Here is a 13,333-nt window from a genome sequence, read left to right on the forward strand (position 1 = left end):
TTGCTATTGGTTGAGCAAACCATAAATCAGCCTAATCACCAAAGTCACCATCAATAACGGCAAAACATACTTGGCATATTTCTGCATTTTATGCAGCCCTAAGCGATGTTGGTATTTCTCTAACAATGGGAGCAACACCACCAACGCAACCAGTAAACAACCTAAAAGAATGACTACGTTCAACACATAACTCCTGTGAATAAATGTATATTACGAAAAAGACTATCATTACTGTGGCGTCAACTGATAGTGCTATGAATGGTATTAGCTATTTAACCTTAACTTAGGTTATCTAAAACAAAAAAGCGCAGCTGGAAACTGCGCAGTTGGTTGGAGAAGTACCAAATAAAAAGGTTAACCGACAAGTGCCAATAAAATACCTGCAGCAACAGCGCTACCAAGCACACCAGCTACGTTTGGGCCCATCGCATGCATCAGCAAGAAGTTATGTGGATTACTCTGTAATCCGACTTTGTTTACGACTCTGGCTGCCATTGGTACCGCAGAAACCCCAGCGGCTCCAACTAACGGATTAATAGGTTGTTCGCTAAAGCGATTCATCAACTTTGCCATTAATACGCCTGCAGCGGTACCGATACTAAATGCCACGGCACCGAGTACTAAGATACCTATGGTTTCAACCGTTAAGAACTGATCGGCAGCAAGTTTAGAGCCCACTGCAAGACCAAGAAAAATAGTCGTAATGTTGATCAACTCATTTTGTGCCGTTTTGCTCAAACGTTCAACAACCCCACACTCTTTCATTAAGTTGCCTAAGCAGAACATACCGACCAATGGCGTTGCTGCTGGTAAGAACAAAATAGTGAGTCCAAGTACCGCAAGCGGAAATAAGATTTTCTCTTTGGTAGATACTTCTCTTAATTGCGGCATGGCGATTTTCCGTTCTTCTTCAGTGGTAAACAGCTTCATGATCGGTGGCTGAATAATGGGCACCAATGCCATATAAGAGTAGGCTGCAACCGCAATCGCACCTAATAGCTCAGGCGCTAATTTAGAAGCAAGGAAGATAGCAGTAGGGCCATCTGCACCACCGATAATCGCGATAGCTGACGCATCTTTTAGGGTAAACTCAAAGCCCGGAACAAAGTTCAGCATAATCGCACCAAACAACGTCGCGAAAATACCAAATTGTGCAGCGGCACCAAGCAATAGCATTTTCGGATTGGCAATGAGGGCGCTAAAGTCAGTCATCGCCCCTACGCCCATAAATATCAGCAGTGGAAATACCCCACTATCGATTCCGATGTAGTAAACGTAATAGAGCAACCCGCCAGGGTCAGCCAAGCCAGCAACCGGAATATTGGTCAATATTGCCCCAAATCCGATTGGCACCAGCAGTAATGGTTCAAAGCCTTTAGCAATCGCGAGATAAAGTAATCCACAGCCCACGGCCATCATGCACAGTGCGGGAAAAGTAAAGTTAGCAAGTCCAGTGGCTTGCCAAAGGTTAAGTAAACCGTCCATTTTTCCCCCTTTAAGCCAGTGACATCATGGCATCACCTGCGCTTACTGAATCCCCTTCGGAAACCTGTAGCTCAGTAATTTTACCGCTTTGGGTGGCACGGACTTCCGTTTCCATTTTCATGGCTTCCATAATTAACACCACATCTCCTTCTTGAACTTCGTCACCGACTCTGACTTTTAGCTTGAAGATGTTGCCTGCCAACGGCGCATTGAGGGTCTTACCAGAGCTTACTGAAGTTGATTGCGGGATCAGTTCACTGTCTTTGACCTGAACCGTTTGTAGCGCTCCGCCCGGTGCTACGACAACATCATACACAGTACCATCCACTTTCACGCTATAACGCTCAGCCTGTGTACTGCTGCGCTTTACCGCTGGCTCCGATTTTTGCTCTGTGTTGCTGTTTTCAACCAGTGTTGGCTTTGGTTCAAATGCATCTGGATTATTACGATTTTGCAAAAACTTTAAACCGATTTGTGGGAATAAAGCGTATGTGAGTACATCATCAATCACTTCATCTGCAAGCTCTAGGTCATCTGCTTGGGCTTTTGCAATCAGCTCGGCATGTAAACTGTCTACCTCCGGTGCAAGCAAATCAGCAGGGCGACAAGTGATTGGTTCAGCGCCTTCTAAAACACGCTGCTGCAATTCAGTGTCTACCGGCGCAGGTGTTGCGCCGTATTCCCCTTTGAGAACACCAGCAGTTTCTTTGGTAATAGACTTATAACGCTCTCCGGTTAACACATTAAGAACGGCTTGGGTGCCGACAATCTGTGACGTTGGCGTCACGAGTGGTAAATACCCTAAATCCTTTCTGACTTTGGGTATTTCCTTAAGCACTGCATCTAATTTATCTGCAGCCCCTTGTTCTTTAAGCTGATTTTCCATATTGGTCAGCATTCCACCTGGCACTTGTGCGGAGAGAATACGGCCATCAACACCTTTCAAACTTCCTTCAAATGCAGCATATTTTTTTCTAACTTCTCGAAAGTAAGCCGCAACGTCTTCCAGTTCGGTCAAGTTTAGTCCTGTATCTCGCTCAGTACCTTCAACCATTGCTACCAAGGTTTCAGTCGCACTATGACCATAGGTCATACTCATCGACGAAATTGCGGTATCTAGCATATCAATTCCCGCATCTATGGCTTTTTGATAAGTCGCGGTACTTAGACCGGTTGTAGCGTGGCATTGCATCGCGATGGGAATTGAAACCGTGTCTTTAAGGCCTTTAATCAATACTTCAGCATCATATGGCTTAAGCAGACCAGCCATGTCTTTGATACAAATTGAATGACAACCCATTGCCTCCAGTGCCTTAGCCTGCTCTAGCCACATATCTAGGGTGTGAACCGGACTGACAGTATACGAAATTGTCCCTTGCGCATGAGCACCTACTTTGATTGCCGCTTTTATTGCGGTTTCAAGGTTTCTAACATCATTCATCGCATCGAAAATTCGAAATACATCAACACCGTTTGTGTGTGCTCGCTCTACAAATTTTTCGACGACATCATCAGCATAGTGGCGATAACCCAATAAATTTTGGCCTCGTAGTAACATCTGCTGCTTGGTATTCGGCATGGCTTCCTTAAGCGCTCGGATACGTTGCCAAGGATCTTCACCTAAATAGCGAATACAAGAGTCAAACGTCGCGCCTCCCCAGGACTCAACCGACCAATAACCCATCTTATCGAGCTTATCGGCGATTGGTAACATATCCTCAAGTCGCATTCTGGTGGCTAATAGTGACTGATGCGCATCGCGCAATACCAATTCTGTAAGTTTAAGCTGTGACATGCTAACCCCCTATTCGTTATTTTTTCTGTAGGTTGCAACGGCCGCAGAAATCGCGGCGACATGCGCCTTAGAGACACCCTGTTGTGATGCTGTACTACCGCGAGTTGACACTTGTTGCGGTGTTTGTAACGACGTACTTGCAGCAAACTTTGCCAACAAACCCATCGCTAAAATTAAAATGGACAAAAATACAAACACTCCAGCCATTCCCGTTATCATCAGATTCGCGGCTTGAACTAGCAAAGCACCTATATCCATTTCCTCACTCCCAATGTTGTTATTGATTTTTATGGCCATTGCTCGTACCAGCATGCAAGCAACGCTGACAAGGCACAAAAGCACTAAAAAATTGATACTTTTTTGTAAATATTATTTCACCATATACCAAATTGATTAGCCTTGTAAAGCCAAGTGGAAATTGGTAATACCAAACAACATGAATTAATCACACGTGACGACAAAACTGAAAAACACAAATAAAACCCACTAAAAAACAACAATATAGCAATGTAACAAATAAATTTAGCGCACAAAGCAAATTAGCGCCAGAGAAAAAAAGATAAATTAATGGACAACCACCAAAGACATGTAAATTGGTCTTACCAACATTTAACGTTTACGTAAACGTCAAGCTAGATAAAGCGCAAATAGCGGTTTCCACAATAAAAGGCCACGTAGTTAATGCAGCGAGCGACGCGAAGTACATCAAATGTTATAATTGAAGAAATTCACTTTTTCTTCTCATATATGAATAATAAGTATAACGACGATCCGCAAAATACTTTTCAAAGCCAGTACATTCTGGACAAACCTTACTTTATCGAGTGCTATGAAGAGTCAGAACAAAATGGCCTTGGTGGCAAGCCAAAAATTACTTTGATTGCCATGTTAGTGCTACTGGGATTAGTTGCTATTTATTTGTTGCAGCAGAGTTATTTGGGCAATTTTTTGATTTTGCTCGCAGTACTGGAATGCGTTGCTTTTTATTATCGCAAGCCATGGTGGGTTGCTCGACAAATGATTTCGCGCGTTGCGGGTAATACGATAACCTTGACCATTGACCAACAAGGGATTACCAGCGACAGTCTACAAAAAAACTTCAGTTATCAATTCACCGAATTGGACAAAATCCAAGAAACTCAGCGCGGCTTTTTATTATTTCACAAGAAAAATGCCACTTACATTAGTAAATCGATACTGAACGAACCTGCAATAGCGTTGTTACAGGCTCAATCTGCCAACCTAGAAAACTAGATTTCGTGGCACAAAAAACCCCGCTCTAGGCGGGGTTTAGCAATTCTGACTGACTCTGTACTACATATCAGAGCTTGGGCCGGATTTTTCGGCCTGAATTCTCATATAAATCTCTTCACGGTGAACAGATACATCTTTAGGTGCATTTACACCGATACGTACTTGGTTGCCTTTCACACCCAATACGGTCACTGTCACTTCATCACCAATCATCAGGGTCTCACCCACTCGACGAGTTAGTATTAGCATTCTCTTGCTCCTGTTATTCCAAATTTAAAAGATTCCGCGTCCCGATCATTCTAATGAAAAGTTTCCATAAAAGTAAGCAAAAACTTCCACTATACAATACTTTCCAAATTGAAAGATGCATGCAAAGCGTTTACAGCATGCTCAAGGTATTGTTCCTCTACAAGCAATGATATCTTGATCTCTGAAGTTGAAAACAACAATGCTTGCACTTTGGCATCTGCCAGCGCCTTAAAACACTGGCCTACAATTTCAGAATGGGACTTCATACCAATACCAACAGCAGAGATTTTAGCTACATCCGCTTTAGTCTCTACTCTCTCAGCACCGAGAAGTTCTAGATGGGTACTAAGGACTTCAAATACTTGAGCATAATCATTTGAATGCACAGTAAAAGCATAGTCTATTTTGCCTGAATTGTGCTTCATTTGATTAATCATATCCACTTCAATGTGGAACTCGCCCAACAGGGTGAAAATATTAGCAAGCCGCTCAATGCCAACTGGCACACCTATCAGTGTAAACAAGACTTGCTGTGTTTGATGTGCGATACCTGTAACCACGGTTCGACTATTCATATTGTTCTCTTCGTAGCTAATTAAAGTCCCCTCATCTGGGGCAAATGAGGACAGCACGCGTAATGGCAAATGATGTTTACCTGCGGCCTCTACCGATCTTAATTGCAGCACTTTAGCGCCAAGACTCGCTAATTCGATCATTTCTGAAAAATGAATCTGCTTTAGCCTTTTCGCCCCAGCAACAACTCTGGGGTCTGCGGTATAAACACCATCGACATCAGTGTAAATCTGGCATTCATCGGCAGCCAGTGCAACAGCGATTTCGACCGCACTGGTATCAGTTCCACCTCGTCCCAAGGTCGTGATATTAGCTTCTTCATCACGCCCCTGAAAGCCCGCAATAATACTGATCCGATTATGCTCAAGTTCTTGTCTTAAACGATGAGTATTAATATGTACGATACGCGCTTTACCAAATCGATTATCCGTTTGAATTCCGACCTGATCGGCAAGTAAACTCACCGCAGAATGGCCTCGTTTAATAATCGCCATAGCCAACAAAGCAATAGAAATTTGTTCGCCAGTTGTCACTAGCACATCTAGTTCACGAGCGTTGGGCGTATCATCTATTTGTTGAGCGAGAGAAATCAGGCGATTGGTTTCGCCTGACATTGCAGACAACACAACCACCACTTGGTGGCCTAGCTGTTGGGTTTTGATAATATGCTCAGCAACAGCTTCGATCCGCTCAATTGAGCCAACCGAAGTGCCACCATATTTTTGAACAATCAGCGCCACTGCTGATTACTGTGTTTTGTCACTTAACCATGGCGTTACGCTTGCAAGAGCAGCGTCTAGGTTTTCTGGTTGCGAACCACCAGCTTGCGCCATATCAGGACGACCACCGCCCTTGCCACCAACTTGTGAAGCCATGTGGTTAACTAACTCACCGGCTTTAACTTGAGCTGTTAGATCTTTAGTGACACCAGCGATAAGGCTAACTTTATCGTCATTAGCTACCCCCAAGGCTATAACGCCTGAGCCAATTTTGTTTTTCAAATCGTCAACCATGCCGCGCAGCGCTTTTGCTTCGGTACCAGCTACATTGGCCACCAACAGCTTAATGCCGTTTACCTCAACCACTGAATCTAGTAGCGATGCACCAGCTGCGCTTGCCAATTTGTCGCTTAGCTGCGCAACCTGCTTTTCAAGCCCTTTGGACTTTTCAATCAACGCTGAAACTTTTTCCAGTACATTACCAGCATCGCCTTTCACTAATGCCGCGATTTCTGTCAGTACTTGTTCTTGCTGAGTAACATAGTTAATCGCATCAGCACCGGTTACCGCTTCGATACGTCTCACACCTGCTGCAATGCCGCCTTCTGATACAATTTTAAATAAACCGATATCACCAGCGCGTTTTACGTGCGTACCACCACACAGTTCGATTGAGTAATCACCAATCGATACTACCCGTACTTCGTCATCGTATTTCTCGCCAAATAACGCCATTGCGCCTTTATCTTTGGCCGAATCTATGTCCATCAATTCAGTCTGCAGAGCAAAGTTGCTGCGGATCTCTGCATTTACCGCATCTTCAATTTGTTGCAGTTGTGCTTTGGTTACAGCTTCAAAATGTGAAAAATCGAAACGCAAGCGATCAGGCATAACCAAAGAACCTTTTTGCGTTACATGTTCACCTAACAAATCACGGAGTGCTTTGTGTACTAAGTGGGTCGCAGTGTGATTTTTCTTGATCCGTTCACGGCGTTCGGCATCAATTTTTGCATCCGCTTTATCATTTACACCAATACGACCAACTACATGACCATGATGCGCAAACGCATTGCCCAACTTTTGAGTATCAGTGACAATAAACTCACCGTTTGCAACATTTAACACACCGGTGTCACCAACTTGGCCACCCGATTCAGCGTAAAATGGTGTACGGTCGAGTACTACTACACCATATTCACCATCCTCTAGCGTTGGCGTCAGCTGGCCTTCTTTGAAGATTTCAACGACTGTGCCAGTATAGTGCTCAGCATCGTAACCTTTAAAATCAGTCGATTTTTCTGACTTCAAACGTTCGTTGTAATCAGCACCAAACTTACCTGCTGCTTGCGCTTTTTTACGTTGTGCATCCATACACTCTTGGAAACCGCGTTCATCAATTGTCATAAAACGCTCACGCGCAACATCTGCGGTTAAGTCGGCAGGAAAACCATAGGTATCGTATAGCTTAAATACCAATTCACCTGGGATCACATCACCTTCGATGTCAGCTAGGCTTTCTTCAAGGATGGCTAAACCTCTGTCCAGTGTTTTACCAAATTGCTCTTCTTCAATTCGCAGAACTTTTTCGATAATCGCTTGTTGCTTTACTAACTCTGGATAAGCTTCGCCCATTTGCTCGGCAAGAGATGCAACTAATTTATAGAAAAACGCTCCTTTGGCACCAAGCTTATTACCATGTCTCACCGCGCGGCGAATAATACGGCGCAGCACATAGCCTCGGCCTTCGTTTGAAGGCATGACGCCGTCAGCAATTAAGAACGCGCACGAACGAATATGATCCGCAACAACGCGTAAAGACTTATCTTCTAAGTCTTGTGCTCCAGTGATCTCAGCTGCAGATTTGATCAATGCCTGGAACAGATCAATCTCGTAGTTTGAGTGCACACCCTGTAAAATTGCCGAAATTCGCTCAAGACCCATCCCCGTATCAACAGCCTGCTGAGGAAGCGGTTCCATAGTGCCATCGGCATGGCGATTAAACTGCATGAATACCAGATTCCAGATCTCGATAAAACGGTCACCATCTTCTTCAGGTGAGCCTGGAGGTCCACCCCAAATGTGTTCTCCGTGATCATAAAAGATTTCTGAACATGGGCCGCACGGACCGGTGTCACCCATTGACCAAAAATTATCAGCAGTATCAATACGTATGATTTTTTCTTCTGGCACGCCAACGTCTTTAGCCCAGATATCAAACGCTTCATCATCTTCGTGATACACCGTTACTAACAATTTTTCTTTTGGTAAACCGACCACTTCAGTCAGAAACTGCCAAGCATATTGAATGGCATCTTTTTTGAAATAATCACCGAAGCTAAAATTACCCAGCATCTCAAAGAAGGTATGGTGTCTTGCAGTGTAACCCACATTTTCTAAATCATTGTGCTTACCACCGGCACGTACACAACGCTGCGAGCTGGTTGCTCGAGTGTATGGACGTTTTTCAGCACCTAAAAAGGCGTCTTTAAACTGCACCATACCTGCATTGGTAAACAGTAATGTCGCATCGTTACCCGGAATTAGTGAGCTAGATGGCACTACTTGGTGCTGATTTTTGGCAAAGAAATCTAAGAAGCTCTGCCTGATTTGTGCGGTAGTCTTATGCTGCATGTGATCATTCACCCTTTATTGCTTCTTGCTGTGCTGCTTGTATTGCAGCTTCGATTGCAAATTCTATTTCATCAAAGCTAAAACCTCGTCGGCTCATATAGCTAACGCGTTTGCTTTTTTCTTTATATTCTAATTGTGTTTCGCACCAGCCATATTTTTTTTCGTAGGCTTGCGCTGCAAGTTCATACCAATCGACTTGCTTTTCTTCTATCAGGGCTGCCAGTGTCTGTCTGTCGATCCCCTTTTGACTGGCCGCCATCATAACACGTTTTTGCCCGTGATATTTAGCGACTTGGCGATTCAAAAAGCTCTCAGCATAGCGTTTGTCATTGACATAGCCCAATGACTGAAGCCACTCGACCAGCTGCTGTGCAACCTCTTCTGTTGCCCCTTTTTGGAGCAACTTTTGAGTAAGGCTGAACGCTGAATAATCTTGCCTTGAAAGCAACCAAATTGCGTAGTTTTTCAGTTTTTTAACTGCTTCCTCATCCATTACGCGTCAAAGCGCCCACTATCTACTTTACTGTTATTTGATTCAGGCTTATCACCCGGTAGCGTTATCGGCATAAACATCGCTTGATAAGAGACAAAAAAACCAATTAATGCCACAGGCATGATAATAATGGCAGGGATCATAGACAAAGGTGCTGAAGCTAGTAACAACAGTGCTACTACTAGGCCAAATACGGTTAACGCCCCCATATTATGGTAAAACGCATTAAGTGAGCACTTCATTGCATGAAACATCCGCTTTTCGCCTTGGAAAAAAACCAGCGGAACGACATAGGCAAATGCCATCATAATAAATGAGTGAATAATCACGTAAAGCGCAATATCGGCCATACTGAGTGACTGTACGATATTCTGTAGCAAGATACTGGGATCCGTATTTTCACCTGCGGTTTCCATCACCGTGGTGACTTCAGAGAACAAGCCTGCTGCAGCCAGACTTAACAGTACCGCCGCCCCCATTTGATAGATCCCAACACGCACGAGAGCTAAACGTCTTCCTTTTGCACCAAAAGGTTCAAAGATGTCGGCGAGTTTAATCGGTTTATTTACCTGTTTGTTAATTACCGCGAGATAGAAACCTGCACTCAGAAACGGGCCTGTTAGCGTTGCCGCAACTTGGAAAAGTGGTCCGAGGATGGCTAGCAAACTCACCGCCACAATAAAAATATACATAAAAATGAAAGTGACAGGTTGCGTTCTAAAGATGGCCCAGCCAGCTTTAAGCCACTGAAGTCCCATATTTGCTTTGAATGTTCTAATTGGTGTCGACATAGTCCACTTATCTTGGCGAAAACGTTTTTGATTATACTGGTTCGATATGAGGGTGAAAAGACAGGAAAAAAGGTTTTACCCTATAATTCCTGATAAAGACATGGAGGCTAAGTCTTTAGCCTCAAAAACTACTCACCAGTTTTGGTGATCTTTTTGATGTCCAACATGTGCTCGCCATGGGTGACTTTGGTTTCCAAATACCCTTTATTGCCCGTAATACCAACTTTAACATGGGCTTGCGTACCTACCACTTCTTCAACGGTGATCCCTGCATCCCGAAGCGCCTTGAGTTTTCTTGGGTTATTGGTCATCAATTTAACATGGTTTAGACCTAGTGCTTGTAACATCAGCACAGCATCTGAAAAATCACGCAAATCATCTTCAAAGCCAAGATGATTATTCGCTTCATAGGTATTCATACCTTGGGATTGCAAAACATAAGCGTCAATCTTGTTGTACAGGCCGATACCCCGCCCTTCTTGACGTAAGTAAAGGAGCACGCCACCTTGTTTGTGCATGGTTTCAATACATTCATTCAGCTGCTCACCACAATCGCAGCGAGAAGAGTGAAAAACATCACCAGTGAGGCATTCTGAATGCATGCGAATTAGCGGAGTTTGTTGCTTTTCATCAGCTTCGTTAAACACCAGAGCCACATGCTCATGACCATCGTTTAACCCTTGAAAAGAAATGATTTCTGCCGGAATGTCACTGTTTTGCCCAACATTAAGCTGAACCCTTGCTCTTACTTCTGCCACTACTGAACCACGCTAAATGTGATAATATAACAATACTTTACCATAACCTGTATATGGTGTCTCTAGTTGTATTATACAAGGATGTGAGGCCGAACGCATGGCTAAACCTAGTTAAAACTTCTCAAGCATAGATTCTTGGTAGTCTGCGCCTGAAACATCCAGCTGGTACTTACTCTTGAGCGCATCAAGCTCGGCTTGCCAAACTGACAATTCTTCCATCGTGATGGTGTTATCATCCAACTGCCACAGTTGTCTCGAGCCATCGTAACTGTATTGTATTGCGGTAATTGCATCTATATCACCTAGCTCAGCAGCCGCTTTTAGCTTGCGCATTTTACGCGTTATTTTGTTTAGCGATTGCTTCAAATCCCAAACATAGCTTACTTCATACATATAGGGATGATGTTTATAGCGCTTTAAAATCGTTGCTATTACAACACAACTCACAACAACTCCTGCCAAGTTCCAATGAAAATGGCTACCATCAGCATCTGGTAATAGCACGATCAACAATTGCGCTATACCAAGGCTTCCTGCGGTCAAACTGAGCACGCATGCAATGATCACCTGATTTAAATGCTTACGGTAACGCGCTTTATCTATCTCTTGTAACTTCATGAACTCTCCCATTTTTGTGTATTGTAAACCAAGGCTTTTTTGCAAAGCGAGTATAGGAAGAAAAAATTTCACCCCTTTTGCGCTCTTCAATCGTTATAGCTATGAAAACAATAAGGAGAACGCCCATGACTTTACTTCAAACATCAGATTTCACACCTGTAGCATTTAACAAAATTGCTTTTTCTTTGTTTGGCGCAACAGCGGTCACTTTTGCTCTTTTTGCTTTTATGCAATATCTAACTTCACAAGATCTAGCGCAGCCGACAATCGACAAACCAGTGGTAGATATTTTAATCCTACAAGATAGAGAGGACAGTAAGGTCATTGAAAGAACAAGAGTATTAACACCGCCACCTATGCCAATGGAACGTCCGACACGACCAATCGAGAGTGAATCGACCATTGACAATGTTGGAAGTGAGATAACAACCGTCGGTCCGAGTTTTGATTCTGTCGACATCGACACGGTTATCGACTTTAATACCGATAGACAAGCAACCCCGATGTTTCGAACCACTCCCAACTATCCGCCAACGGCTGCACGAGATGGCATTGAGGGCTGGGTAGAAATGCAGTTTGCAATTTCTCCCACAGGTGAAGTGATCGATGTTAGAGTAACAAACTCGGAGCCTAAGCGAGTTTTTGACAAAGCGGCAATTAGAGCGCTGAAAAAGTGGAAGTACAGACCTTTAGTTGTTGACGGCAAGCCACAAGTCCAACAAAACCAAAAAATTGTTTTAGAGTTTAACTTACAACAAGAATAGGCCTGCCTATGCTAAGAACACTAAAATTATGGCGCTTCGGCGCCTCTAATGAAGCAGATGACCCGCTGTTTGAATATGCACAAAGCGGTCACCTTTGTTTTCTAGAGAGTGTGATAGAAAAATACCAAAGTGATATTTTTCACTACCTTCGTACCCAGACAGAACCCCATGTTGCTGAAGACATTTGCCAAAAACTGTGGCTGAAACTGATTGAGAATCCAGCTATTTACCGTCATGCAGGTGCTCCCAAAGCCTTTTTGTTTCGCTTAGCACGAAATCTCATGATTGACGTTTATAGAAAGGGTGCAAATCAACAACCACTGGAGAGCTGCACGTTAACAGTTGAGCCCACCTTTGATGAAAGCTGTGGCGAGCAAGGTTTATATACACTTATTCGACAATTACCACTGCCACAGCGCGAAGCATTATCTTTGCAACTTGAAGGTTTTTCACTGCAAGAAATAGCTGAAATTGTGGATAGCCCGAAAGAAACAGTAAAAACAAGACTTCGATATGCAAAGGAGTCACTGAAAACGAAATTAGGTAACGAACATGAAACATCATGATGAATTCGAAAACCAACTGAAACAGGCTTACTTGTCGCAAAAGCAACCACGACAACTGAGCACACTGCAACGTATACAAATCAGAATCGCGCATTTTCGTCAAACGAGTACGTTAAAAAACAAGCTTCAATACGTGCAATGGAGCGCCGTGGCATGTTCTTTAGCATTGCTTTGTGGTGTATGGTTTAAAAACTCACCCACAGCTAATACTATGGCCGAGTTTGCCTCCGTTCACGATATTGATTACCAAAACTACGGCAGAATAGAGACACACGAAATAACGCAAGGAAAGTACCATGCACAAATTCGAGCCAAAAAAACACAATTGGAAGACAGTTTAAAACAGTCGCAGGAAGTGATAAATCAAGTGCGCTATGGACAGTTAGTCAAAGCCACGGCAACGGAATGGTTAATTGCTGAATGTAACACCGAAACACTATTGGAAATAAAAAGCAGCTTGCTGGCTGAACTACAAGTGATGGAAAACAAGCCTATTTCAGGACCACAGCAAAACAACGTTCTAGCGTTAATTGCCGACACCAGTGGCCATATTATTGCCATTGAGGGACTAACTGGTGGGCAGCTTCCACAACATGCTTGCCCATAAAAAATGCAGCGCACTGCGCTGCATTTTATG

General features: G+C 43.6%; 15 protein-coding genes. 4 read left to right on the top strand and 11 right to left on the bottom strand.

Annotated elements, in window-relative coordinates; genetic code table 11:
• Positions 1-3: 3 nt before the first annotated feature.
• From ACSLBF_RS12545 to ACSLBF_RS12560, 4 genes are all read right to left on the bottom strand, one after another.
• The gene (locus ACSLBF_RS12545) at positions 4-183 is read right to left on the bottom strand and encodes a hypothetical protein (protein WP_440056228.1); all 180 of its coding nucleotides are present in this window, start codon (positions 181-183) and stop codon (positions 4-6) included.
• 171 nt (positions 184-354) lie between these two features.
• A complete protein-coding gene (locus ACSLBF_RS12550) occupies positions 355-1,485 on the bottom strand; it encodes a sodium ion-translocating decarboxylase subunit beta (RefSeq protein ID WP_440053723.1) in 1,131 nt (376 codons plus the stop codon).
• A 10-nt stretch (positions 1,486-1,495) separates the two neighbouring features.
• Complete coding sequence (oadA, locus tag ACSLBF_RS12555) at positions 1,496-3,280, bottom strand: sodium-extruding oxaloacetate decarboxylase subunit alpha (RefSeq protein WP_440053724.1); 1,785 nt, start codon at positions 3,278-3,280, stop codon at positions 1,496-1,498.
• A 9-nt stretch (positions 3,281-3,289) separates the two neighbouring features.
• Positions 3,290-3,538 carry an OadG family protein gene (locus ACSLBF_RS12560; RefSeq protein WP_440056229.1) on the bottom strand — a complete coding sequence of 83 codons (249 nt, stop codon included), beginning with the start codon at positions 3,536-3,538 and terminating at the stop codon, positions 3,290-3,292.
• 489 nt (positions 3,539-4,027) lie between these two features.
• Here ACSLBF_RS12560 and ACSLBF_RS12565 point away from each other — a divergent pair, with 489 nt between their 5' ends.
• The gene (locus ACSLBF_RS12565) at positions 4,028-4,534 is read left to right on the top strand and encodes a YcxB family protein (RefSeq protein WP_440053725.1); all 507 of its coding nucleotides are present in this window, start codon (positions 4,028-4,030) and stop codon (positions 4,532-4,534) included.
• A 60-nt stretch (positions 4,535-4,594) separates the two neighbouring features.
• Here ACSLBF_RS12565 and csrA read toward each other — a convergent pair whose 3' ends face one another.
• The 7 genes from csrA to ACSLBF_RS12600 all read right to left on the bottom strand — a co-directional run bounded on the left by csrA (position 4,595) and on the right by ACSLBF_RS12600 (position 11,366).
• Positions 4,595-4,783 (bottom strand): carbon storage regulator CsrA, encoded by a 189-nt coding sequence (csrA, locus tag ACSLBF_RS12570; RefSeq protein ID WP_440053726.1) that lies wholly within the window; start codon positions 4,781-4,783, stop codon positions 4,595-4,597.
• Positions 4,784-4,872: 89 nt separating this feature from the next.
• Positions 4,873-6,096, bottom strand: a complete 1,224-nt coding sequence (locus ACSLBF_RS12575) for an aspartate kinase (protein WP_440053727.1) — start codon at positions 6,094-6,096, stop codon at positions 4,873-4,875.
• A 6-nt stretch (positions 6,097-6,102) separates the two neighbouring features.
• Entirely contained in the window at positions 6,103-8,706 is a 2,604-nt protein-coding gene (gene alaS, locus ACSLBF_RS12580) for an alanine--tRNA ligase (protein WP_440053728.1), read from the bottom strand.
• A gap of 4 nt (positions 8,707-8,710) precedes the next feature.
• Entirely contained in the window at positions 8,711-9,199 is a 489-nt protein-coding gene (locus tag ACSLBF_RS12585) for a regulatory protein RecX (RefSeq protein WP_440053729.1), read from the bottom strand.
• Positions 9,199-9,990, bottom strand: coding sequence for a BPSS1780 family membrane protein (locus ACSLBF_RS12590; protein ID WP_440053730.1), 792 nt, complete (start codon positions 9,988-9,990; stop codon positions 9,199-9,201). Before ACSLBF_RS12590 ends, ACSLBF_RS12585 begins: the two co-directional genes overlap by 1 nt.
• A 128-nt stretch (positions 9,991-10,118) precedes the next feature.
• Positions 10,119-10,748 (bottom strand): GTP cyclohydrolase II, encoded by a 630-nt coding sequence (locus tag ACSLBF_RS12595; protein WP_440053731.1) that lies wholly within the window; start codon positions 10,746-10,748, stop codon positions 10,119-10,121.
• A gap of 111 nt (positions 10,749-10,859) precedes the next feature.
• Positions 10,860-11,366: a DUF3087 domain-containing protein gene (locus ACSLBF_RS12600; RefSeq protein WP_440053732.1), complete on the bottom strand. Its 507-nt coding sequence runs from the start codon at positions 11,364-11,366 to the stop codon at positions 10,860-10,862.
• Positions 11,367-11,491: 125 nt separating this feature from the next.
• Here ACSLBF_RS12600 and ACSLBF_RS12605 point away from each other — a divergent pair, with 125 nt between their 5' ends.
• From ACSLBF_RS12605 to ACSLBF_RS12615, 3 genes are read left to right on the top strand one after another with little or no spacing between them, the layout of a single operon-like run.
• Entirely contained in the window at positions 11,492-12,130 is a 639-nt protein-coding gene (locus ACSLBF_RS12605) for an energy transducer TonB (RefSeq protein WP_440053733.1), read from the top strand.
• Positions 12,131-12,138: 8 nt separating this feature from the next.
• Positions 12,139-12,696: an RNA polymerase sigma factor gene (locus ACSLBF_RS12610; RefSeq protein WP_440053734.1), complete on the top strand. Its 558-nt coding sequence runs from the start codon at positions 12,139-12,141 to the stop codon at positions 12,694-12,696.
• Positions 12,683-13,303, top strand: a complete 621-nt coding sequence (locus ACSLBF_RS12615; protein WP_440053735.1) for a hypothetical protein — start codon at positions 12,683-12,685, stop codon at positions 13,301-13,303. Before ACSLBF_RS12610 ends, ACSLBF_RS12615 begins: the two co-directional genes overlap by 14 nt.
• Positions 13,304-13,333: the final 30 nt, after the last annotated feature.

This window comes from Pseudoalteromonas sp. T1lg65, from assembly GCF_051930985.1.
Classification (GTDB): domain Bacteria; phylum Pseudomonadota; class Gammaproteobacteria; order Enterobacterales; family Alteromonadaceae; genus Pseudoalteromonas.